Source organism: Flavobacterium chungbukense (assembly GCF_020805785.1).
In the GTDB taxonomy this organism is placed as follows: Bacteria; Bacteroidota; Bacteroidia; order Flavobacteriales; family Flavobacteriaceae; genus Flavobacterium; species Flavobacterium chungbukense.
This window is the reverse complement of record NZ_JAJGZV010000004.1, coordinates 15263-39298: the sequence shown is the minus strand read 5'-3', so window position 1 is coordinate 39298 and position 24036 is coordinate 15263. Positions and strand designations below refer to the sequence as shown.

The window sequence follows — 24036 nt, the reverse complement described above, 5'->3', positions numbered from 1 at the left end:
AATAATAAAAAGAGTTAGTTTTATGAATTCGTAGAACTAACTCTTTTTAATTTAAATATATTCATAAATGTCTGACGTAACAGCAATTCACAATTTAGTTCAAAAAAGAAATGAACTAAAAAAAGAAATAGCGAAAATCATTGTAGGGCAGGACGCCGTTGTAGATCAAATTTTACTTTGCATATTTTCTGGAGGACATGCTCTTTTAATAGGGGTTCCAGGTTTGGCAAAAACCTTAATGATAAATACATTGTCTCAGGCTTTAGGTTTAGATTTTAAAAGAATTCAGTTTACGCCAGATTTGATGCCTTCTGATATTTTAGGAAGTGAAATTTTGGATGAAAACAGGAATTTCAAATTCATAAAAGGTCCAATTTTTTCTAATATTATCCTTGCAGACGAGATTAATAGAACGCCACCTAAAACGCAGGCTGCTTTACTTGAAGCTATGCAGGAAAGATCGGTAACTATTGCAGGTCAGCATCACAAATTAGATTTGCCTTATTTTGTTTTAGCAACTCAAAACCCAATTGAACAAGAAGGAACTTATCCTTTACCAGAAGCGCAATTAGACCGTTTTATGTTTGCGGTTAAATTAGAATATCCAACTTTTGAAGAAGAAGTTCAAGTTGTAAAACGAACTACTTCTGATGAGAAAACGGTGATTAATCCTTTGTTTAGCGCACAGGAAATTATCGATTTTCAGCATTTAATTCGTAGAATTCCTGTTGCAGATAACGTTATTGAATATGCGGTAACTTTGGTTAGTAAAACAAGACCAGATAATTCATTATCAAATGATTTTGTGAAAAACTATTTAGATTGGGGAGCAGGACCAAGAGCTTCGCAGAATTTGATTTTAGCAGCCAAAGCTCATGCAGCATTCAATGGTAAGTTTTCTCCAGATATTGAAGATGTTAAAGCTGTAGCAACTGGAATTTTAAGACATAGAATTATTAAAAACTATAAAGCAGATGCCGAAGGTATAACAGAAGAAGTTATAATTCAAAAACTGTTGTAAAAAATACTATTATATTGATAAAGATCCTGATAAGTTATTATCAGGATTTTTGTTTTTTATACGTTAGATAATCTTGTAGAAATGACGTTTGATATTTCAACTATAACGTTATAATTGCTTATTTAGAAATGTTCTTAGTGAAAATAGAGGTAAAATCTCACTTACTTTATAACATTGAATTTCGACTTTGTTAAAGAAAAGATTTTTAAATATTAATAATTCATTATTTTAATTTAAAATTGATTTTTTGACAAAAACAAGCAGTGAAAATCGTTTTTTAGCAATAATAATTTTTGAAAAGGCTACTTCTATTATATTTTTTTTAATTATCGGGTTTAATGCTTAAATTTGCCTCAAAAAAATAAATCCGCTTTTATTATGAATATTTATCAGGATTACATTCAAGAAATTGAAGAAAGAAAAAATCAAGGGTTACACCCTAAACCAATTGATGGAGCTGAATTATTAAGCGAAATCATTGCTCAAATTAAAGATGTTGATAACGCGCATCGCGAAGATTCTCTTAAGTTTTTTATTTACAATACTTTACCTGGTACAACAAGTGCTGCAGGTGAAAAAGCAAAGTTCTTAAAAGAGATTATTTTAGGTCAATCTGAAGTAAAAGAAATCACTCCAGTTTTTGCTTTCGAATTATTGTCACACATGAAAGGAGGACCTTCTATTGAAGTGTTACTTGATTTAGCTTTAGGAAATGATGTTGCAATCGCAAAACAGGCAGCAGATGTTCTTAAGACACAAGTTTTTCTTTACGAAGCTGATACTGATCGTTTAAAAGAGGCATTTAAAAATGATAATGCAGTTGCAAAAGAAATTCTTGAAAGCTATGCACAAGCGGAATTTTTTACTAAACTTCCAGAAATAGCTGAAGAAATTAAGGTTGTTACTTATATTGCTGGTGAAGGAGATATTTCTACGGATTTGCTTTCTCCAGGAAACCAAGCACACTCTCGTTCTGACCGTGAACTTCACGGAAAATGTATGATTACTCCAGAAGCTCAAAAAGAAATTCAAGCGCTTCAGGCAAAACATCCAGATGCAAGTGTGATGTTAATTGCAGAAAAAGGAACAATGGGTGTTGGTTCTTCTAGAATGTCAGGTGTAAATAACGTGGCACTTTGGACAGGAAAACAGGCAAGTCCATATGTTCCATTCGTAAATATTGCTCCAATTGTTGGAGGAACAAATGGTATTTCTCCTATTTTCTTAACTACAGTTGATGTTACTGGAGGTATTGGAATTGACCTTAAAAACTGGGTTAAAAAAGTAGACGCAGACGGAAATATTCTTCGTAACGAAAATAACGAACCAATTCTTGAAGAAGCATATTCTGTTGCAACAGGAACTGTTCTTACGATTAATACACAGACTAAAAAGTTATATAATGGTGATCAAGAATTAATTGATATTTCTAGATCATTTACGCCTCAGAAAAAAGAGTTCATTAGAGCTGGAGGATCGTATGCAATTGTATTCGGTAAAAAATTACAGACTTTTGCAGCTAAAGTATTAGATGTTGAAGCTCCGAATGTGTTTGCTCCATCTAAAGAAATTTCTAATGAAGGTCAAGGTCTTACTGCGGTTGAAAAAATCTTCAACAAAAATGCTGTAGGTATCGCTCCAGGTAAAGTTTTACATGCTGGTTCAGATGTTCGTGTAGAAGTAAATATTGTAGGTTCTCAAGATACTACAGGTCTTATGACTGCTCAAGAATTAGAATCTATGGCGGCTACAGTGATTTCTCCGATCGTTGACGGTGCTTATCAATCAGGTTGTCATACAGCTTCTGTTTGGGATAAAAAAGCTCAGGCTAATATTCCTAAATTAATGAAATTTATGAACAATTTCGGATTGATCACAGCTCGTGACCCAAAAGGAGTTTATCATTCAATGACAGACGTTATTCATAAAGTACTTAACGATATAACAATTGACGAATGGGCAATCATTATCGGTGGTGACTCTCATACAAGAATGTCTAAAGGTGTTGCTTTTGGTGCTGACTCTGGAACAGTTGCTCTTGCATTGGCTACAGGTGAGGCTTCTATGCCAATTCCAGAATCTGTAAAAGTTACTTTCGTAGGAGATATGAAAGGGTATATGGATTTCCGTGATGTGGTTCATGCAACTCAAGCGCAAATGCTTCAAAAATTTGGTGGTGAAAATGTATTCCAAGGAAGAATCATTGAGGTTCATATTGGAACATTAACTGCTGACCAAGCCTTTACATTTACGGATTGGACTGCAGAAATGAAAGCGAAGGCTTCTATCTGTATTTCTGAAGATGATACTTTAATCGAATCATTGGAAATTGCAAAAGGAAGAATCCAGATTATGATCGATAAAGGAATGGACAACGAAAAACAAGTTCTTCAAGGATTGATCAATAAGGCAGATAAGAGAATCGCAGAAATTAAATCTGCTGAAAAACCAGCTCTTACTCCAGATGCAAACGCTAAATATTATGCTGAAGTGGTAGTAGATTTGGATCTTATTGCAGAACCAATGATTGCTGACCCAGACGTAAATAATAAAGATGTTTCTAAACGTTATACTCATGATACAATCAGACCTTTATCTTTCTATGGTGGAGAGAAAAAAGTAGATCTTGGATTTATTGGTTCTTGTATGGTTCATAAAGGAGATATGAAAATCCTTGCTCAGATGTTGAAAAATGTTGAAGCGCAAAAAGGAAAAGTTGAGTTTAATGCTCCTCTTGTAGTTGCTCCTCCAACTTACAATATCGTAGATGAATTGAAAGCAGAAGGTGACTGGGAAGTTTTACAAAAATACTCAGGTTTTGAATTTGACGATAATGCTCCAAAAGGTGCAGCTCGTACTGAATATGAAAACATGTTGTACTTAGAACGTCCAGGATGTAACCTTTGTATGGGTAACCAAGAAAAGGCTGCAAAAGGAGATACTGTAATGGCAACTTCAACGCGTCTTTTTCAAGGAAGAGTTGTAGAAGATACAGAAGGTAAAAAAGGAGAATCATTGCTTTCGTCTACGCCAGTTGTGGTTCTTTCTACTATTTTAGGAAGAACTCCTACTATGGATGAATATACAGCTGCAGTAGAAGGTATCAACTTAACTAAGTTTGCGCCATCTAACAAACAGTTGGTTATGTAATCAATAGATTTTTTTCAATATAATTCAAGAGCCCGAGTCATAATACTCGGGCTTTTTTTGTAATAATTGCTCTATTTTTTGTAACTTGTGATGTTCAAAAAAGAATAATAAAAACAAAAAATCTATGGCTTTTGATATCGAAATGATTAAAAAAGTGTACGAGAATATGCCTGCGCGTGTTGATAAAGCGCGCGAAATTGTTGGTCGTCCACTTACTTTAACAGAGAAAATTTTATACAATCACCTTTGGGATGGAAATCCAACTAAGGCGTTTGGAAGAGGAGTTGATTACGTTGACTTCGCACCAGATCGCGTTGCTTGTCAAGATGCAACGGCGCAAATGGCGTTATTACAGTTTATGCATGCGGGAAAATCTAAAGTGGCGGTACCTACAACGGTTCACTGTGATCACTTGATTCAAGCAAAAGTAGATGCCGTAACTGATTTGGCCAGAGCAAAAACTCAAAGTAATGAAGTTTTTGACTTTTTGTCGTCTGTTTCTAATAAATATGGAATCGGCTTCTGGAAACCTGGAGCAGGAATTATTCACCAAGTAGTATTGGAGAATTATGCTTTCCCTGGTGGAATGATGATTGGTACCGATTCGCACACTGTAAATGCAGGTGGTTTAGGAATGGTTGCCATTGGTGTTGGTGGTGCAGATGCTGTAGATGTTATGTCTGGTATGGCTTGGGAATTGAAATTTCCTAAACTAATTGGAGTGAAATTAACTGGAAAATTATCAGGATGGACAGCTCCTAAAGATGTTATTCTAAAAGTTGCTGGTATTCTTACTGTAAAAGGTGGTACTGGTGCAATTGTTGAGTATTTTGGTGAAGGTGCAACGGCTATGTCATGTACGGGTAAAGGAACAATTTGTAACATGGGAGCTGAAATTGGAGCTACAACTTCAACTTTTGGGTATGATGATTCTATGAGTCGTTACCTGCGCTCTACAAATAGAGCAGATGTTGCTGACGCGGCAGATAAGGTAGCTTCTTATTTAACAGGAGATCCAGAAGTATATGCAAATCCAGAACAATATTTTGATCAAGTAATTGAAATTAACTTATCAACTTTAGAACCTCATTTAAATGGTCCTTTTACGCCAGATTTAGCAACTCCGATTTCTAAAATGAAAGAAGAGGCAATTAAAAATAATTGGCCATTACAAATTCAAGTTGGTTTAATTGGTTCTTGTACAAACTCTTCTTATGAAGATATATCTCGTGCAGCATCTTTAGCAAGACAAGTTGCAGATAAAAACTTAAAAACTAAATCTCAATTTACGATTACACCAGGTTCTGAAGTAGTTCGTTCTACAATTGAAAGAGATGGTTTTATTGATACTTTCCATAAAATTGGAGCAACGGTTTTTGCCAATGCCTGCGGACCATGTATTGGTATGTGGGATAGAGAAGGAGCAGAAAAAGAAGAAAGAAATACTATTGTACACTCTTTCAACCGTAACTTCTCAAAAAGAGCAGATGGTAATCCAAATACTTTGGCTTTTGTTGGTTCTCCAGAATTAGTAACGGCTTTGGCTATCGCGGGTGATTTAAGTTTTAATCCATTAACAGATACATTGATCAATGAAGATGGGGAAGAAGTAAGATTAGATGCTCCAACGGGAGATGAACTTCCTGCTAAAGGTTTCTACGCAGAAGATCCAGGATTTCAAGCTCCAGCAGCAGATGGATCAGGAGTTCAGGTTGTAGTTAGTCCTACATCAGAACGTTTACAATTATTGGCTCCATTTATTGCTTGGGATGGTAAAAATATCACTGGTGCTAAATTGTTAATTAAAGCATTTGGAAAATGTACTACCGATCATATTTCTATGGCTGGACCATGGTTGCGTTTCCGTGGACATTTAGATAATATTTCTAATAATATGCTGATTGGTGCGGTAAATGCTTACAACCAAAAAACAAATTCTGTTAAAAATCAATTAACTGGAGAGTATGATGCTGTTCCTGCTGTTGCTCGTGCATATAAAGCAGCTGGTGTTCCGTCTATTGTTGTCGGTGATCATAACTATGGTGAAGGTTCCTCTCGTGAGCACGCTGCAATGGAGCCACGTTTCTTAGGTGTTAAAGCGGTTTTGGTGAAATCTTTCGCACGTATCCATGAAACTAACCTTAAAAAACAAGGTCTTTTAGGGTTGACTTTTGCGAATGAAGCTGATTATGATAAAATTCAGGAAGATGATACTATCAACTTTTTAGATTTAACTGAATTTGCTCCAGGTAAACCATTGACATTAGAATTTGTTCATGCGGATGGAACAAAAGATATAATCTTAGCAAATCATACTTACAACGCTGGTCAGATAGGCTGGTTTGTTGCAGGTTCTGCATTAAACTTAATTGCAGCCGGAAAAGCTTAATAGTAAGATTTTATATATTCAAATCAAAAATGCCCTGTTGTTTTTTCAGGGCATTTTTTTTATGATCTAGCATTTTTATAAATATTTGCTACAGCTGAAAATTTATCTTATATATTTTGAGTAATTGAAAAATAGAATAAATGAATGTTTTTTTTGAAAGTTAAATCAACATTAAATCTTAATTTACGGTAATTGTTTAAAAAACTGCATTTCAAAAAGTTGGATCGATTTTTATTCTCAAAGTCTTAATTTAGATGAAATTAATTGTTAAAAATTATGGATTTTATTGTTTTTAGAGTTAAATTCGCCTTTGAGGTAATATATTTATAATTTTTAAGTTTAATTATGTAACTAAACTTAAAAAAAAAGGGATACTAACTTAAGAAGTGATTATGGTTTTTAGATTTATAATAGTTTTGATTTTTTGTAGTGTTGGAGCTTTTGCACAAGACAATTTCACCAAACATAAAATTTCGCAAGGTGAAAACCTTTCTATTATAGCTAAAAAATATGGGGTAAAAGTAAAGGATATTAACGATGCAAACCCAAATGCTCCTAAGATTCTAAAATTAAATTCAATACTTTTAATTCCTTCTAAAAACAAAGAGATTGCCAAAGGGAAAAATAAATCAGAAGCTAAAACGGAATCAAAATCCGAAGCAATTGTAAAGGATAATTCTGGTTCTCACGAAGTTCTGTCAAAAGAAACACTTTGGGGAATTTCAAAAAAATACAATGTAACGGTTGATGAATTGAAGAAAGCAAATCCGCTTTTGGAAACGGAAGGTTTAAAAATCGGCCAGAAAATAGTAATTCCTTCGGCTAATTCATTGCCAAACGACAAACCAGTTATACAAGAAATTGCATCTTCGGAGGTAGAACTTTTCAGAGAAGTTAAAGCGAAAGAAACTAAATACGGTATTTCGAAAGAATATGGAATTACAGTTGCAGAATTAGAACGTCAAAATCCATCCATAAAAGGGAAAGTTCCAGTTGGTTATCTTCTTAAAATTCGAGTTCCAAAAGAAAAAGCAGATGCAATTCAATCAGCTAAAGTACTTGAAGAATCGCAAAAAGCAGTAGTAAATGCACCAGTGCAAATTGCAGAAGCGGCGGAGATTAAAAGAGATTCTACATTTGTAAAAATGGCAACAGGAAGCCATTCAGAATTAATAGACCAGCTAATTGCAAATGCGACCGAGAATATCGGAATTAGATATCGATCGGGAGGAACAACAAAAGCAGGTTTTGATTGCTCAGGTTTAATGATTTGTACTTTTAATAATTTTGATATTAAACTTCCTAGAAGTTCCATAGAACAATCGCGTATTGGAACAAAAGTAACTACAGATGAAGCTCAAAAAGGGGATTTAATATTCTTTAGAACAAACGGAAGACGCCATATTAATCATGTTGGGATGATTGTTGAGGTGGTCGATGGAGAAATTAAATTTGTGCATTCTTCTACTCACGGTGGCGTAATGATTTCTTCTACAAAAGAGCCATACTATACAAGAGCTTTTTCTCAAGTAAATCGAGTTTTAGAATAATATTAAAGAAAAGTATTTTTTAATATTTCTAATCGAAAAGGTTTGCTCCAAAAATCAGTTACATATTTGTTTTCTTTCACTTTTCTAATTTCATCTGTATCTAGTGTAGAAGAAAGAACAAAAATTTCTACTTTGCCATTTATTTTTTCAGCAAGTTTGGCGAATTCATCTAAAAATTCAAATCCATTCATAATTGGCATCTGAATGTCTAAAAGGATAATTAAAGAGCTATGGTTTAAATTCTTTAACAGCCATTCAATTCCTTCTTTACCATTGTTAGCAATAAACAGCGGATTAATATTTAATCCTTTTTTAAGCAGTTTTTTAGTTACAAATTGATCAATTAAATTATCTTCTATTAGTAAAAAGTCAGTTTTAGATGGCATGTGAAGGTGGTATTGTTACTATAAATTTACTTCCGACAGTACTTTCCGAAATAACAGAAATATTTCCTTTAATGTTTTCTACGGCTTCTTTTACAATATAAAGACCTAATCCAGATCCTTTATTTTTGTTAGTTCCAAAGTACATTTCAAAGATGTTTTCTTTGTCTTTATCATTAATTCCTATTCCGTTATCTGTAACTTCAATTTTGTTTAAACCATCACTAAAATAGGTTTTTATAGAGATAAACATTTCTTGTTTGTTTGTGTCAGAATATTTAATAGCATTCGAAATTAAATTGTTAATAATGATTTTTAAACGAAGGCCATCACTTTCAATTTGATCAACTAAATGTTCTTGTGTAAATTTTATTCTGCTGGCATTTTCAATGTGCATCAATTGAAGAATAGCTTCATTAAATAGCTCTTTTAGGCTTACAGGTTCCATGATTATTTCTTTCCTTTTATTTTTAGAATAATCTATGATATCACTGATAAATTGATCTTGTCTCGCCAGACTATGCTGCATCATTTGGAGATAATTTCGAATTTGAGTTACATCATCTTCTAAAGTTGTAATTTCGATAAGACCTTTTAGAGAGGTTATTGGAGATCTCAAATCGTGAGATGCACTATAAACAAATCGATCTAATTCGCGATTTACGATGATTAAGTTTTCATTTTTTGCCTCGGTTTCTTTTTTAGAAATAAGTAATCTTTTAACCATAATAGAATAATACAAGCAAACGCTGCAGATTATAACTAGAACAAAAAAGACATTTGTAAAAATCAGCAGGTCTTTTATTTTTCTAGTTCCTTCACCTAAAAGATTAGAGAAATTACGCTCGTTAATAGTTAAACTATCACTGATGGAACTAATCTCTTTTAAAAATTTCTTTTGATCTTCTGCAGTTAAGAGATTACGATTGATTTTGGCATTAATTTGTTCGCCAATTACAAATAATTTAAAAATTAGTTTGTCGCCTTTTCCCCATTCTTCTATTGCTTTGGATAAAAAAGAAACCTCTTTGAAGTTGTCAAAAAGCCAAATAATATCATTTAAATCTTCTTCGTGGTTTCGTCCAGTAAGGAGACCTTTTCGAGCTATTTCATTATCTCCAGCTTTTAAAAGTGTAATACGAGCAATACCATCGCCTTGAGGAACTTTCAATTCCTCGCAATACAATTTCCATTGATTAGGATTTTTGGTATATAGATAAGTAATCAGATGTCTAGAGGCGTCTTTCTGACTTTTTGAATAATGAGATTCTCCATTTATATAAGCTCTATTTGCAGATAAGATTTTAATGGTGAAGAAATTGATGCAAATCAGTAAAGCGCAGGAGATAAAAATGATCAATATAAGAACAAAAACATTCGGAAAACGAAAGTTTTTTAAAGCTTGCAACTTAGACATAAATTTAAAATTAGTAGGTTAATGATAAAGTGCCTTTTGCGTATTTGATTAATTTGTAAACCAACTTTGGGGAAAGATTGTTTTATGTTTTTAATTAAACACTTGTTAAAGATTTTAAGATTATAAAAATGTTATTAGAATGATTTTTTCAAATGTAGTAAAAATTACCTTATGTATTTTTCAAAAAAAAGAAGTTAATTTTGAAAAGTATATTTTTTGTTTAAACTATTATAAAGTAAATGTTGAATGTGTTTTTTTGAATACGATGATGAATTTAACTAAAATCTTGCATAAAGAATTAATCGTCTAAAGGCATAAATAGAAGGAACGATAGGAAAATATTTGTTTATTCGGATTTTAAATTCAGTAGCTAATTCTTTGAATTCATCTTCTTTTAAACGCTCCTCATAAACTGTAAGTGCAGAACCAGAAATGAAATCAAAAAAATCATTTTTTGAAGATGAAATCTGAGGATATACTTTTTCATAGATAATAAGATCTCTTCCTCCATTTTCAAAAAAGATTTTGGCATATTCGTCTAAAGTTAAAACAGGAGAAGGACGTGTCCAATTATTTAAATAAGTAGCAAAAGGTTCTTCTTGAACTAAGTTTAAAAGTATTCTGTTCAGAATATTTTCATTTTGCTGCGGCATTTGAACAGCCAATTGACCACCTGGATTTAAACAATCGATAATTTTAGGAAATAGTTCGCCATGATTATCAATCCACTGCAATGCGGCATTTGAAAAAATGACATCCCATTTCGTTTCTTCTTTTAATTGATCTAAAATAGGTAATTCTTTAAATGTCAAATTTTTAGAAATAGGAGCTTTTGCCAGCATTTCAGCAGAATTATCTATTCCTAAGATAGTTGAATTTGGGAGTTTTTCAGAAAGTTTTTTGGTGAGTTCGCCTGTTCCGCATCCTAAATCGATAACTTTTAGATTTGGAAGCGCCACAATATGACTTACTAGATCATCAAAAGGTTTGGTACGCTCTGTTTTAAATTCGTTGTATTTTTTTGGATCCCAAGTCATAATCTATTGTTTTATTTAAAGATAAGAAAAATACAAGATTATATTAGTTGTATTATCAAATTTACATAGTAACTGTAAGTTATAAGAGAATATAAAAAATACAAGACTGCAAATTTTTATCTGCAGTCTTGTGTTTATTTCGCTTAAACTTTTAGAATAAAATCAAGCTTATTTTATTTTGTATTCTCTCGCAGTTCCAATTACATTTCCATTAATGTCGTATGCAGTGAGAGGATAATTACCGTCAATTCGTTCTTTAATTACGATTCTATCATTTTCATAATATGACGTACTTAAACTAAGATCCGTAAAATAAGTCTTTAAGTTTCTGTCGTACATGGTAGTACCTTCCGAGCTACCGTCATTTGGTACTTTTCTTTCTTTAATGAAAAAATATTCTTTTGAAGTTGTAGCATTTTTTAATTGGAAACTATATGCATCTACAACAGAAGAATATTGTTTGACTACTTTATTTTGGGCAAGGTCGAAGATAAAAGATGATTTTTTTTCATAATTAGTATAAAGCGCCAGATTGTCTGCTAACCTCTCAATGCTAGTTGCTTCTTCTGGAGTTTTAACAATTTCATTTTTTACAGTATTGTAAAGCTGTTGAATTTTATTTTTTTCATATTTCCAAAAGGTTTGATCTAAGGGAGTCGCTTTATCTAAAGAAATGTTATTTTGAAAAACCATTTTTTTATTTTTCACATCATAATAATTTCTGTCGCGAGTTGTTTTAGAATTATTTTTGCCTTCTATATAAACGGATTTGTTAAAGATAAAAGCGGTTTGAATTTCTTCGAAAGGAAAAGGAGCAATTTCTTTCTTTGTTTTAAAATCTAAAATGGTTACTCGATTATTTTTAGAAACAAAATAACCGATTGTATCATTCTGATCGATTAAAGGTATATCTCCAATTTTATCGTATTCAAAGGGAACAACAACTTTATTCGTCACTACATTTACCATACCATAATGCTTTTCATCAATACTGCAGATTACATTATTGTTTATAATATTGTATTTGTATTTTCTATCAGGTGTATATCCATAATAAATATTCATATCGTCGCTGTTAGATTTGTATTTTTCTGTTAGCAGAGGTTCTCCTTTTGTATTGATAACTTGAAGATCAGTTCCAAAAAAAGTAATGGCTTGCCCTTTTGAATTAAAATCGTTTATATGGACATAAGTTGCTGGAAGAATTATGTCGCCATTTGTAGTCATTAATCCTACTCTGTTATTTGTTCCAACAAAACAGTGTATATGAGGGAAGTTTTCATTTTTATCTCCCATAGTTAGCTCTAATTTATAAGGAGCCAATTCTTTTTCTTTAATCACTTTTCCATTAATATCTACCACTTTCAGGTTGTCAAAAACTAGTGTAACTCGATTTGTGGTTTTTGCATTGATTGCAGTTAAAAAAGTTCCTTCAGGTGATTGTTTTGAAACGTATTCATATTTCTTTTTTAATTTTTCGATTTTTTTTGCATCATCTTGCTGAGAAGAAGCTTTCATTGCAGTGAGAAAAAATAATAAAAGAAAAAACAGCTTTTTGGTGGTAGGATTTTGTTTAGTCATAGTTCTTTAAAAATAAGTTTACTTTAAATGGGAAAATTTTTGGTTTAGATAATTACAAATGTAACTGGGTAAAATTGTATAAACTTACGTGAAGACGTAAAACAGATTTTTATTTGCTTGCATGATGATAAAAATAACAGCCCTTTTATATGATTTGACTTTTTCTAATTGAATTAAAAAGGTGATTGTATTGTTTGTATAAGGGCTTTTATGTAAGGAAACTGGAATAAAAGATATAGCCGAAAGCCCGGCTCGTAGGGATAGGTTCAAAATATTGCGAATTTAGAATTAAAAGATTTGTATTTCCAAAAAAAGTATATCTTTAACTAACCCAAAACCAATAAAAATGCAAGAAAACGAACAAGAACATTTTAAAAGAGAACTCGGATTATTAGACGGAACTATGCTTGTAGTAGGTTCTATGATAGGATCTGGGATATTTATTGTAAGCGCCGATATCGCAAGACGTGTAGGATCTGCAGGATGGCTCACCTTGATTTGGCTTATTTCAGGATTGATTACAATAATCGCTGCCGTAAGTTATGGCGAATTGAGCTCTATGTTTCCAAAAGCTGGAGGGCAATATGTATATCTTAAAGAAGCATATAATAAATTAATTGCTTTTTTATACGGATGGAGCTTTTTTGCTGTAATACAAACGGGAACAATTGCAGCAGTGGGTGTAGCATTTTCTAAGTTTGCTGCTTATTTATACGAACCTTTCAGCGATGAAAATATTCTTTATGAAATCGGTTTTTTTAAACTTAATGCAGCACAGCTTGTTTCGATTTTTACGATAATTTTATTGACTTATATAAATAGCCGTGGCGTAAAAAACGGAAAGATTCTGCAAACCGTTCTTACCATTATCAAAATTTTATCGTTGCTTGGATTGATTGTCTTCGGATTAACATTGGCGGCAAAAGCTTCTGTTTGGGATGCTAACTGGACAGATGCTTGGAGTACTCGTGCGTTTGATACAGAAAGCGGAACATGGTTGCCAATTGGCGGAACGGCGTTGATAACAGGAATTTCAGCCGCAATGGTCGGGTCATTATTCTCTAGTGATGCCTGGAATGGTGTTACTTTTATTGCGGGTGAAATTAAGAATCCGCAGCGAAATGTTGGTTTGAGTTTATTTCTGGGAACTTTTATCGTAACCATTATTTATGTATTAACTAATATTATGTATCTGGCCGTAATTCCATTGGATGAAATTGCAACAGCCAAGTCTGATCGTGTTGCAGTTGTAGCATCGCAATACATTTTTGGAAATATTGGAACGCTTATTATTGCAATTATGATTATGATTTCGACTTTTGCTTGTAATAACGGATTAATTATGGCCGGAGCACGAGTATATTATACAATGGCAAAAGATGGTTTGTTTTTTAAAAAAGCAGCTGTTTTAAACGAATCAAGTGTACCAGCATGGGCACTTTGGGCGCAATGTGTCTGGGCATCGGCTCTTTGTCTTACGGGTAAGTACGGCGATTTACTAGACTTTGTGATCATCATCGTTTTGATTTTCTATATCCTTACAATTTATGGGATTTTTATTTTACGTAAAAAAATGCCTGATGCTGAAAGACCTTATAAAGCTTTTGGATATCCATTTCTGCCAATGTTGTACATTGTTGTTGCAAGTGCGATTTGTATTTCTTTATTGATAACTAAATTCTCAACTTGTGGTTGGGGTGTGTTGATTATGTTAACAGGAATTCCAGTTTATTATTTAACGAAACCGAAAGAAAACTAAATTTGACTAAGGTTTTAGTTGAAAAAGAATTATAAAAAAAGCGTCTTGTAACTATCAAGACGCTTTTTTTATTATGATTCTAATAAGATTTAGAAGTTATTGTCAGATAAATCATTTTTAATTCTTTCTTCAGTTGGTCTTAAGAAAATAAGATAAACGATAATAAGAAAACCAAATAAAATATAGTCTGGTTTTAAAAATAAAAGAATAAAAGCGGCACCTTCAAGAATAGCCCATCGCATGATAGAAGCTGCTTGATAAAAAGGTAGTTTGTCTTCGAGTTTTAGTTTAGGATCAATTTGTTTGATTTGTGATCGGAATAAAAAAGTACTTATAATATAAGCCAAAATCGGAATTAGAGTATAAATAATGGAGAGAGTGCTAACGTCAGGAATTTTTAATTTTTCAAGAGAAATTTCACCAACAAAAAAGTACGCAAGAATGGTTCCAGCACAAATAGCAAGATGAATAATTTGTAATGTTTTGATTTTTTCGGTCATAATGTGGTTTAGGTTTGAGGTTGAATTTATGCAAGTTAGGACTAATTCCTTTAAATTGAATAATTTCTACTAAACATTGATTATTTACGAAACGATAATTCAAAAAAAAAAGGCACTGCAATTAAGCAATGCCTTTTGATGTAACAATCAAAAATAGAGTGTATCGATTAAACGACAACTGGCTCAGTAGATGATTTTATAGTTGAATTAATAATAGACAAAGTCAACGGATCTTTTTCTCCCGAAAAGAAAGCTTCTAAAATTTCCTGAAATATCGGATTTGCATTTTCTACCACTGAAAATAAAGTCATGCACGAACGTAATTTTCGAGCATCTAAATCTCCGAAAATTCCATCAGCCGATTTTCTTTTAAAAGTCAATAAAAGCTCTGAAATTTCGATTAAATGTTTCCCAAGAATTGGATGTCCCAAGTAATCTGTAGCTTCTTTTAAATCGTTAATGGCATAAAGATTAGCTGTATCGCTTTTGCCTAAACCTTTAATTTGCGGAAAAATAAACCACATCCAATGTGTTTCTTTTTTCCCTTTACTGATTTCAGAAAGAGCGGTAAGATAAAGTTTGTTTTGCGCATCTAAAAAACGCGATAAATCGTTGTTTGAATAAGCCATTACGGTATTATATATTTTTAAAAGGTTGCAAAAATAGTAAAAAAGGAGGGTTCAGCCTAATAAAACGTTCATACAATCAGTATTTTAACTTTTTTCGACAGAATTTTCCTCATCGGTATTGAGCTAATAAATCAGCTAGTTTTTAGTTCCTAATGACTTACGTATTACGTTGCGTTTGCCTAAAAGTTAAATTAATTCTAGGTAAAACTTTACGTGCCGTTTTAGGAACGTGGTGTTGCCAAAAACTATTGGTAGTTCCCGCCATTAGTAAGAAAGAACCATGATGAAGCGGTATTTCGACCAACGGAATATCTTTCCTAAATTTATGACGAAGTTTAAACATTCTTGTTTCTCCAAAAGTCACAGAAGCAATAATTGGGTCTTTGCCAGATTTGTCTTCCCTATCGCTGTGCCAGCCTACGCCGTCTTTTCCGTTTCGGTATAAATTTAACAGCAGACTATTAAAATCAAGCTTGGTTTCTTTCTCTACACGGCTTCTGATTTTTAATAATTCATACGTCCAGTCAGGTCCGTTTGGATCTGCGCCAGGATTATCTTTGTCTTCGTACCATGATATCATGCGGGGAACAGTATACGTTTTATCATAAACTTCCATTTCATATTCTTTCCATTTAGTTTTGCGCAGTATTCTTTCATAGAAAGCATCTGATTCTTCTTTGCTAAAAAAATTATCAATCAGAATCAGGTCACAGTCCGGAAGATCAAATATTTTTTTACCTGCGTGTCCAGTCGTAAATAATTCGGTGTCGCTAAATAGTGTCATAATTTTGATTTTTTATAGCTCTATTTTTCTCTAACTTGATTTTAGGTTAAGAAATGCTTTTTAAAATATACTTTTCCAGGATGTTTTTCTGCGTAGGTAAAAATCAACTGTTCTATATACTGATTGCTTTTATAAGGCGTAACATAATTTTTTACTTCTGAAGCTTCATGAATGGAAATGTCAGAAGGCAGATATCCCATGCCATAAAAATGTCCGTTTTCAATCCAGACACAACTGCGTTCTTCTTTTGATTTTCCTTTGTCGATAATAGCAAAAGAAGGTCTGTTGTTTAACAAATAATCAATTGCGTTATCGACTTGTGCATTATGGGATATAACGTCAGGCAGACTTTTTACTTCATTATTATAGAATAATTCTCCTTCTTCAGTTTTTGAATATTTGCAGAAGCGATGATCTATTTCAAATCGTTCTGCCAGACTTCGAAGTAAATTGATACCTTCGTATAAAGTGCTAAATTCATGAATGCAAACCTGAAATTTACTTACTTTTCCAATGGCAAGATATTTATAACCATTTCGGGCTTCATATTGGTAAATACCGAATTTTGCTTCAAAACGTTTTAAGGCTCTGTTGTAAGTCGGCCATAATTTTTTGATTTCGGTGCATTCTAGTAAAAGCGCCATTAATTCGGTTGCACAGACTTCAAAAGAGATTCCGTGAATATCTCGCAAAAAATGCTGTCTTTGCGGATTAATATTATTTCCAGTGAAATGAGAAGTGACACGTTTTTTTAAATTAATCGCTTTTCCAACGTAAATTACTTTTTTCGCTTGATTATAAAAATAATAGACTCCCGGTTTTTCGGGCAAATTATTAAAATCATCAGGAGGCAGGTTAGGAGGCAAACGCTGATCTTGTGCCGTTTTTTTGATCATTTTTTCAATTTCTCCTGCATCGTCCCATTCCATTAAGAGAGAAAAAAGCATTGCAGTCGCATCTGCATCTCCGCCGGCGCGATGTCTGTTTTCTAAAGAAATATTCAAAGAGTTGCAAAGATTTCCTAAGCTGTAAGAACCTAATCCGGGTCTGATTTTTCTGGCTGCACGAACAGTACAGAGTTTTTTGGCAGACCATTTAAAGCCGGCTTGTTCTAACTGATGATGGACAAATGAATAATCGAAATTGACATTATGCGCAACAAAAATACGATCAGTCAGCATTTCGAGAACTTTCTCCGAAATATCATCAAAAATTGGCGCATTGGCTACCATTTCGTTATTAATGCCTGTTAAACCAAAAATAGAAAGTGGTATTTCTTTCTCTGGATTTACAAGTGTTTCATAACGATCCAGCACATTTTTGCCATCATGAATAATAATTGCAATTTCTGTAATGCGGCTGCCACTTGCATTTCCGCCTGTGGTTTCAATATCGACTATAGCATATTCCGTATTTTTCATCTTTATATAACGTAGGTTCTTCTTTAGTTATTTTTTTTAGTTTTCAGTTTTAAGTCGCAGTTCTCAGTCTCAGTGTTTTACTGAATACTGCGACTGAGACTGAACACTAAAACTTCATTCTATGTCTCGGCAAATTAATCTCATGTTCAGACGGATAAGGTTTTCTATGGGTTAGGCTTATATCTTCTTTAATCTGATTTTGTGTTCTATATTGATCTTTTGAATCCATATAACGTGGATCTGGAATAAAAGGCATTTTTGCCATTTTAATAATTGTAATTGTTGGAAAATGATAATCGACTTCGACATTTCCTAACAATAGATAACAGCCGCCACCTTGAAAAGGATGTTGCTCTAAACTATCTGGAAAGTGTGCTGTATCAAAATAAGTGCCTTCATGATCGATCCAAGTTCCAAAATACATCGTACCTTTTTTAGTCGGAACATGTTTTCTGGAAATTAAATATGCCAGCATTCTAACCTGTTTTTTATGGTGTTTTACTAAATCTTTCGCCATCACATCACCGCGATATTTGGTTTGTAAAATGTCAAAAACAGTACACGAAACAGGAAAACTTAACAATTCGATTTCGTCAAATGCATCTTCAAAAACAGAACGTTCCAAGGTTGGCAATTTGTATTCTTTAACAGGTTCCTGCAAAAGTTTTAAGGCTCTATTTTCAGGTTTAAAATTGTTTAAAAGCAAACTTGCAATAACCAAAAGCTGATTTTTAGTTTTTTCTGTAAAACGGAAAGCACCCATAAATATCAAAGTTTTAATGCTTTCAATTCCTATTGGAATTCGATTGATAAAATCTTCCAACGAAATATAATCGCCATTTTTATTTCGGTCTTCTTCAATTAAATGTGCCGTTTTCGATTCAAGACTTTGAATGTGCATAAAACCGAGATAAATATCGGTACCGTATAAAGTAGTTTGGTATTCGCTTTTATTCACACACGGATTATGAACTGTTCCGCCAGACATTCGTGCTTCATGTACATACACTTCAGTTCTATAAAACCCGCCCTGATTATTGATTACAGCGGTCATAAATTCGACAGGAAAATTTACTTTCAAATACAAACTTTGATAACTCTCAACCGCATAAGAAGCCGAGTGCGCTTTGCAGAAAGAATATCCAGCAAAAGATTCGATCTGACGGTAAATTTCCTGACTTAATTCTAACGGATGCCCTTTTTGAGCACAGCTGGCAAAGAAATTATCTTTTACTTTTTGCAGCGCCTCTAGAGATCTTCCTTTTCCAGACATGGCGCGACGTAAAATATCACCGTCAGCAGCGGGAAGTCCGCCGTAATGCTGGGCAATTTTAATCACATCTTCTTGATAGACCATAATGCCGTAAGTTTCTCCCAGATGTTCTTTGAAAACCTCATGAAAATACTCAAATTGTGTTGGATTATTATGGCGAAAGATATACTCTTTCATCATTCCAGATTGCGCAACTCCGGGACGAATAATCGACGAAGCAGCCACTAGAATTTTATAATTATCACAATTCAAACGGCGTAATAAACCACGCATCGCGGGACTTTCAATATAAAAACAGCCAATTGTATGGCCTTTTGCTAAATAAGAATTGCAAACCGCTTCGTCTTTAGAAATCGAAGTGTTGCGAATATCCACTTTTATCCCTCGGTTTTTCATAATCAGTTTTACGCTGTCATCAATATGACCGATTCCTCGTTGACTCAGAATATCGAATTTTTCAAAACCAATTTCTTCTGCAATATGCATGTCAAAAAGCACGATTGGAAATCCTTTTGGAGGCATTTCTAAAGGCGTGTAATTGGTAATTGGTTCTTCAGAAATCAGAATTCCACACGCATGCATACTACGTTGGTTTGGATATTTTTCCATCATTTTTCCGTATTGTTGAACCATCCTCACTACTTTGTTTGTAGGATGAAGTTCTTGCGGATTTTTGGCTAAAATGTCTAATTCTTCTTTTGGAAGTCCAAAAACTTTACCCACTTCTCTATAAATAGATCGGTACTTGAACTCGACATTCGTGCCACAAAAAGCAACATGATCTTTACCGTATTTTTTAAATATATATTCTAGAATTACGTTGCGCTCCTGCCAGCTCCAGTCAATGTCAAAATCGGGAGGAGTTTTACGGTTGAGGTTTAAAAAACGTTCAAAATATAAATCGAGTTCGATTGGACAGATATCCGTAATTCCGAGACAATAAGCTATAATGCTGTTGGCTCCGCTTCCGCGCCCGATGTGCATAAATCCTTGACTGTTGCTGTATTGAATGATATCCCAAGTAATTAAAAAATAACCGCTGAATTCCAATTCATCAATCACTTTTAATTCTTTTTCTACACGGGCTTTTGCTTCTGGATTTTCGTTTCCATAACGTTTTTCAAATCCTTCCCAAGCCAATTCGGTCAACTTTTCTAAATCTTCCTGACGGCTTTCGGTATAGAATTTTTTATTTCTTGGAATACCAAATTCATATTCAAAATGGCAGGAATCAATGATTTTCTGGGTATTGATTATAATTTCAGGATATTTTTCATAAAAAGGCAAAAGAGACTCTACAGGTTGCATTACATCAGAAATCTTGCAGTGATCAGATTCTGTGAGTTTGGATAAAATAATATTGGTATCAATAGCTCGAAGAATTTTATGCAGATTGTATTCTGTTTTGGTTCTAAAAGTTACAGGCTGTAAAACCACCATTTGGGAGGTTTTATTTTTATGTTCCGATGTAAAAAGCCTCGAAACTTCTTCAGGACGAATGCCGATAAATTCATTTTCGCGAAGCACTTTTGGAGCATTTTCTAAAGTATAAATCACAAAAACCGACTTAAATTTGGGAGCAATCAATGGCAAAGTTTCTCCACTGAAATTATGTTCAGTTAGAAAAACATTCATTTCGGCCAAACCCTCTGCATTTTGAGCCAAACCAATATATCGAAATTGATGATTGCATCGAAATTCCATTCCGATTAGAGGTTTAATTTCTTTTTCTTGGCATGCTTTTATAAAATCATAAATTCCGGTAACGGTATTAATATCCGTCAATGCCATTGTTTTTACACCATACGAGACAGCTTCAGCAATCAATTCCTGAAGCGGAATTGTGCCGTAACGTAATGAATGGTAAGAATGACAATTGAGATACATTATTTTTTACGTTTTAAAATTTCGTCTTTAGTATTGGGTTTAAAAGAAGCTCCTGCACAGCGCATTACAGCATCAAAACCATAACGGCTTTTCATCTTGTCCATCGCTTCATAAAGGGATAACATTTCCTGAGTATCTTCAAAAAGATCAATTTGATAAGTACCTCGAACCAATCCGCTAAAGCGAACACCAATCAAGCGCAGACGCATACGACGCTGATAGACTTTTTCAAAAAGCTCTATTACATTTTTCGTCAAAACATGATCTGCTGAAGTATAAGCCACTCGGCATTGTTTGGTTTCGGTATCAAAATTAGCGTAACGTATTTTAACGGTAACGGTTGAGGTTAACCATTGTTCAGCACGAAGCTGAAAAGCCAGTTTCTCGACCATTCCTAATAATATTCTTCTCAATTTGGCAAGATCGATAGTGTCCTGAGAAAAAGTAGTTTCGGTAGAAATTGATTTTCTTTCTGTGTAAGGTTCAACAGGTGTGTGATCAATTCCGTGTGCTTTTTTCCAAAGTTCTAGACCATTTTTACCAATCATCTGTTGTAAAACTTCAGCAGGCATTTCGGCCAAAGTCTGAATTTTACGAACACCAATTCGAGACAAAAGCTGAAAAGTAACAGCTCCGACCATTGGAATTTTCTGAATCGATAACGGATTTAAAAAATCTTGCACACCTTGCTCCGGAATTTGAAGGTTTCCGACAGGTTTGCCTTCTCCAGTCGCAATTTTAGAAACGGTTTTATTGATGGATAATGAAAAACTAATCGGAAGTCCTGTTTCTTTAATCACTTTTTGAGCCAGTTCATTGGTCCATTTATAACTGCCGTGAAATTTATCCATTCCGGTAATATCCAGATAAAATTCGTCGACACTTGCTTTTTCTAAAACGGGTGCTTTTTCCTGAAGAATTTCGGTAACATCATGAGAGAGTTGCGAGTACAATTCCATGTCGCCTTTCATCACTTTTGCGTCAGGACAAAGTTTTAATGCCATACGAATTGGCATGGCAGAACGTACTCCAAATTTACGGGCTTCATAAGAGCAAGAAGCCACAACACCACGATCTCCGCCACCTATAATAAGCGGAATTCCGTTGAGTTCAGAGTTTGTGCGTCTTTCGCAGGATACAAAAAAGGTATCCAGATCCATATGTACAATTGCCCGTGCCATTTTCCTTTTGTTTTTGTATGGAACAAAATTAGCACAGACAAGAACATTTTTTTGTATATTTGCTGTTCCAAATTATAACAAATTAATTATGTCCTTATTTTCAGATAACATCAGAGCATTGAGGGTTAAGCATAAAATATCACAAGAGAAATTAGCTGGAAACCTGAGTATTACAAGAGGAAGATACGTTAAATACGAAGACGGAACTTCGGAAGCACCGTATGACATTTTAAAGAAGATTGCATTATATTTTCATATGAGTATCGATTTGATATTATCTGTCGATATCCGTAAAATTGATGTGCAAAATTTGATAAAACTAGAAGGTAACCGACTTATTTTACCCATTCAAGTGGATAGTTTTGGAGAAAATTTTATTGAAATTGTATCTCAAAAAGCAAAAGCAGGTTATCTAAACGGATATGCTGATCCAGAATATATTGAAAGTTTACAGCAAATTACACTCCCTTTTTTAGGACCTGGAAAACACCGCGGATTTCCCGTTGAAGGCGATTCAATGCCTCCACACGAAGACGGTTCTATTATTATTGGTCGTTATGTGGAAAAACTAGGAGAGGTGATGGACGGCAAAACCTATATTCTTATTACTAAAAATGAAGGAATGGTGTATAAGCGTCTCAATAAAAACAAAAAGAACGCTTTGGTTCTAGAATCAGATAATAGTTTTTATCCGAATTATGAAGTGAAAGCTTCTGATATTTTAGAGATTTGGGAATACGAATGTAATATCGGCCGTTCGGATAAAAAACAAGAAATAACAGAAACTGGAGCAATGAAAGATTTGCTTTTGGAATTGAAAAGGGAAGTTCGAGAGATTAAGAATAATACGTCGAATACATAAAAGAGATGGCCACTCCCGATAGCTATCGGGATGCACAGATTAAAAGGATTATTTTTTTGCCACGAATTACACAAATTTGCACTAATTTTTTATCAAATATAATTCGTGGAAATTTGTGTAATTGCTTCGCCTGTTCGCTATCGCTCGGGTCGTGGCGGATAAATCAAAACCATTTAAAATCCTTTTAATCTGTGAAATCTGTGGCTTAAAAAACTTTGTGACTTAGCGCCTTTGTGGCTAAAAAAAAACTAAAAGACTTTCGCAAATCCCAAACCATATTGCTGCCCATTATAAAAAGGCATTATCATAGAAGTTGATTTGCTTTCAGCTGATGATTTGAATAACTTTTTAGTGATATAAGGATTTATCCAATAAGCAATTTTGGTACTCAGAATTCCGATTCCAGCTCCTGCCGCAACATCAGTAAGCCAATGACGGTTGTTGTAAATTCTAAATAATCCTGTTCCTGTGGCAATGGCATAACCAGCAATTCCGTACCAAATCGATTTGTCTTTATATTCTTGATATAAAAATTCGGCACCCATAAATGCAGTTGCAGTGTGTCCAGAAGGAAAAGAATTGTTTGAACTTCCATCAGGTCTTTCTACATGTGAAATCGATTTTAAACCCAAAACTGTTGAAGCCATAATAACATACGAAGTCAAGAATATTATCGAACGATCTCGCATATTATTTTTGCCTTTTACGCCAAAAGCATTCAATGCGTAGACAGATGCAGCAGGTGCGTATTGCGAGAAATCATCAATAGTCACTTTCTCGTCAATGTCTTCAGTAACTTCCGCCTTAATTTGATGATTGAAACTCAAAAGCTGATCACTTTCTAAACCAATTACACCATAACCAATTAGAACTGATGGAATAATTAATTGTTTGTAATTGAATTTTAAATGATGTGAAGTACTGTCAATTTTTGTAATCGAATCATTTTGTGCATTCGCAGAAAATAATCCGAACAGAAATACAAGGAAAATCGTTTTACTGAACATTGTTTGTAGTTATATTTTGCAATAGTAACGAATGTTCAAAATTTGTATTTTGCTCTTAATTGAACCTTAAGCGAACTTTAATTTGTTAGTTTTAAATGAGGTAGTTGAATTAAGATTGGCTAAAATTTCTAGATTTAAAGTCCCGTAGGGACGATTCATATTGTAGGGCTGGATTTCAATCCAGTCTATTAATGATTAAGCCAAC

At 33.6% G+C, this 24036-nt stretch carries 17 protein-coding genes; 6 read left to right on the top strand and 11 right to left on the bottom strand.

Annotation, left to right across the window (positions count from 1 at the left end; all coding sequences use genetic code 11):
- Positions 1–67: 67 nt before the first annotated feature.
- The 4 genes from LL966_RS14095 to LL966_RS14080 all read left to right on the top strand — a co-directional run bounded on the left by LL966_RS14095 (position 68) and on the right by LL966_RS14080 (position 8110).
- A complete protein-coding gene (locus LL966_RS14095; protein ID WP_229354160.1) occupies positions 68–1021 on the top strand; it encodes an AAA family ATPase in 954 nt (317 codons plus the stop codon).
- A 378-nt stretch (positions 1022–1399) separates the two neighbouring features.
- Entirely contained in the window at positions 1400–4171 is a 2772-nt protein-coding gene (locus LL966_RS14090; protein WP_229354158.1) for a bifunctional aconitate hydratase 2/2-methylisocitrate dehydratase, read from the top strand.
- 124 nt (positions 4172–4295) lie between these two features.
- On the top strand, positions 4296–6560 hold the full coding sequence (locus LL966_RS14085) for an aconitate hydratase (RefSeq protein ID WP_229354156.1): 2265 nt from the start codon (positions 4296–4298) through the stop codon (positions 6558–6560).
- 392 nt (positions 6561–6952) lie between these two features.
- Positions 6953–8110, top strand: coding sequence for a C40 family peptidase (locus LL966_RS14080; RefSeq protein WP_229354154.1), 1158 nt, complete (start codon positions 6953–6955; stop codon positions 8108–8110).
- Between the two features lie 2 nt (positions 8111–8112).
- On the opposite strand, the gene LL966_RS14075 is transcribed toward LL966_RS14080, so the two are convergent.
- From LL966_RS14075 to LL966_RS14060, 4 genes are all read right to left on the bottom strand, one after another.
- Positions 8113–8496, bottom strand: a complete 384-nt coding sequence (locus LL966_RS14075) for a response regulator (protein WP_229354152.1) — start codon at positions 8494–8496, stop codon at positions 8113–8115.
- A complete protein-coding gene (locus LL966_RS14070) occupies positions 8486–9910 on the bottom strand; it encodes a sensor histidine kinase (RefSeq protein WP_229354150.1) in 1425 nt (474 codons plus the stop codon). The genes LL966_RS14075 and LL966_RS14070 overlap by 11 nt, the downstream gene beginning before the upstream one ends.
- Positions 9911–10188: 278 nt before the next feature.
- Positions 10189–10947, bottom strand: coding sequence for a methyltransferase domain-containing protein (locus LL966_RS14065; protein ID WP_229354148.1), 759 nt, complete (start codon positions 10945–10947; stop codon positions 10189–10191).
- 168 nt (positions 10948–11115) lie between these two features.
- The gene (locus LL966_RS14060) at positions 11116–12528 is read right to left on the bottom strand and encodes a hypothetical protein (RefSeq protein WP_229354147.1); all 1413 of its coding nucleotides are present in this window, start codon (positions 12526–12528) and stop codon (positions 11116–11118) included.
- Between the two features lie 346 nt (positions 12529–12874).
- On the opposite strand from LL966_RS14060, the gene LL966_RS14055 reads away from it, so the two are divergent.
- Positions 12875–14287, top strand: a complete 1413-nt coding sequence (locus LL966_RS14055) for an APC family permease (RefSeq protein WP_229354146.1) — start codon at positions 12875–12877, stop codon at positions 14285–14287.
- A gap of 89 nt (positions 14288–14376) precedes the next feature.
- On the opposite strand, the gene LL966_RS14050 is transcribed toward LL966_RS14055, so the two are convergent.
- From LL966_RS14050 to dinB, 6 genes are all read right to left on the bottom strand, one after another.
- Positions 14377–14787 carry an MFS transporter gene (locus LL966_RS14050; RefSeq protein ID WP_229354145.1) on the bottom strand — a complete coding sequence of 137 codons (411 nt, stop codon included), beginning with the start codon at positions 14785–14787 and terminating at the stop codon, positions 14377–14379.
- Between the two features lie 167 nt (positions 14788–14954).
- Positions 14955–15416 carry a DUF1810 domain-containing protein gene (locus LL966_RS14045; protein ID WP_229354144.1) on the bottom strand — a complete coding sequence of 154 codons (462 nt, stop codon included), beginning with the start codon at positions 15414–15416 and terminating at the stop codon, positions 14955–14957.
- Positions 15417–15573: 157 nt separating this feature from the next.
- The gene (locus tag LL966_RS14040) at positions 15574–16200 is read right to left on the bottom strand and encodes an alpha-ketoglutarate-dependent dioxygenase AlkB family protein (protein WP_229354143.1); all 627 of its coding nucleotides are present in this window, start codon (positions 16198–16200) and stop codon (positions 15574–15576) included.
- A gap of 41 nt (positions 16201–16241) precedes the next feature.
- Entirely contained in the window at positions 16242–17621 is a 1380-nt protein-coding gene (locus LL966_RS14035; RefSeq protein WP_229354142.1) for an exonuclease domain-containing protein, read from the bottom strand.
- A gap of 106 nt (positions 17622–17727) precedes the next feature.
- Positions 17728–20781 (bottom strand): DNA polymerase III subunit alpha, encoded by a 3054-nt coding sequence (locus LL966_RS14030; protein WP_229354141.1) that lies wholly within the window; start codon positions 20779–20781, stop codon positions 17728–17730.
- Positions 20781–21962 (bottom strand): DNA polymerase IV, encoded by a 1182-nt coding sequence (gene dinB / locus LL966_RS14025; RefSeq protein WP_229354140.1) that lies wholly within the window; start codon positions 21960–21962, stop codon positions 20781–20783. Before dinB ends, LL966_RS14030 begins: the two co-directional genes overlap by 1 nt.
- Before the next feature lie 88 nt (positions 21963–22050).
- On the opposite strand from dinB, the gene LL966_RS14020 reads away from it, so the two are divergent.
- Positions 22051–22824, top strand: a complete 774-nt coding sequence (locus LL966_RS14020; protein ID WP_229354138.1) for an XRE family transcriptional regulator — start codon at positions 22051–22053, stop codon at positions 22822–22824.
- 248 nt (positions 22825–23072) lie between these two features.
- On the opposite strand, the gene LL966_RS14015 is transcribed toward LL966_RS14020, so the two are convergent.
- Positions 23073–23831, bottom strand: coding sequence for a phosphatase PAP2 family protein (locus LL966_RS14015; protein ID WP_229354137.1), 759 nt, complete (start codon positions 23829–23831; stop codon positions 23073–23075).
- Positions 23832–24036 lie beyond the last annotated feature (205 nt).

Excerpts from the sequence above, each read along its gene's own strand:
- LL966_RS14040 (WP_229354143.1), bottom strand. The coding sequence starts at position 16,200 with ATGACACTATTTAGCGACACCGAATTATTTACGACTGGACACGCAGGT.
- LL966_RS14045 (WP_229354144.1), bottom strand. The coding sequence starts at position 15,416 with ATGGCTTATTCAAACAACGATTTATCGCGTTTTTTAGATGCGCAAAAC.
- LL966_RS14015 (WP_229354137.1), bottom strand. The coding sequence starts at position 23,831 with ATGTTCAGTAAAACGATTTTCCTTGTATTTCTGTTCGGATTATTTTCT.
- LL966_RS14055 (WP_229354146.1), top strand. The coding sequence starts at position 12,875 with ATGCAAGAAAACGAACAAGAACATTTTAAAAGAGAACTCGGATTATTA.
- LL966_RS14065 (WP_229354148.1), bottom strand. The coding sequence starts at position 10,947 with ATGACTTGGGATCCAAAAAAATACAACGAATTTAAAACAGAGCGTACC.
- LL966_RS14060 (WP_229354147.1), bottom strand. The coding sequence starts at position 12,528 with ATGACTAAACAAAATCCTACCACCAAAAAGCTGTTTTTTCTTTTATTA.
- LL966_RS14050 (WP_229354145.1), bottom strand. The coding sequence starts at position 14,787 with ATGACCGAAAAAATCAAAACATTACAAATTATTCATCTTGCTATTTGT.
- LL966_RS14070 (WP_229354150.1), bottom strand. The coding sequence starts at position 9,910 with ATGTCTAAGTTGCAAGCTTTAAAAAACTTTCGTTTTCCGAATGTTTTT.
- LL966_RS14075 (WP_229354152.1), bottom strand. The coding sequence starts at position 8,496 with ATGCCATCTAAAACTGACTTTTTACTAATAGAAGATAATTTAATTGAT.
- LL966_RS14030 (WP_229354141.1), bottom strand. The coding sequence starts at position 20,781 with ATGTATCTCAATTGTCATTCTTACCATTCATTACGTTACGGCACAATT.
- LL966_RS14020 (WP_229354138.1), top strand. The coding sequence starts at position 22,051 with ATGTCCTTATTTTCAGATAACATCAGAGCATTGAGGGTTAAGCATAAA.
- LL966_RS14035 (WP_229354142.1), bottom strand. The coding sequence starts at position 17,621 with ATGAAAAATACGGAATATGCTATAGTCGATATTGAAACCACAGGCGGA.
- LL966_RS14085 (WP_229354156.1), top strand. The coding sequence starts at position 4,296 with ATGGCTTTTGATATCGAAATGATTAAAAAAGTGTACGAGAATATGCCT.
- dinB (WP_229354140.1), bottom strand. The coding sequence starts at position 21,962 with ATGGCACGGGCAATTGTACATATGGATCTGGATACCTTTTTTGTATCC.
- LL966_RS14080 (WP_229354154.1), top strand. The coding sequence starts at position 6,953 with ATGGTTTTTAGATTTATAATAGTTTTGATTTTTTGTAGTGTTGGAGCT.
- LL966_RS14095 (WP_229354160.1), top strand. The coding sequence starts at position 68 with ATGTCTGACGTAACAGCAATTCACAATTTAGTTCAAAAAAGAAATGAA.
- LL966_RS14090 (WP_229354158.1), top strand. The coding sequence starts at position 1,400 with ATGAATATTTATCAGGATTACATTCAAGAAATTGAAGAAAGAAAAAAT.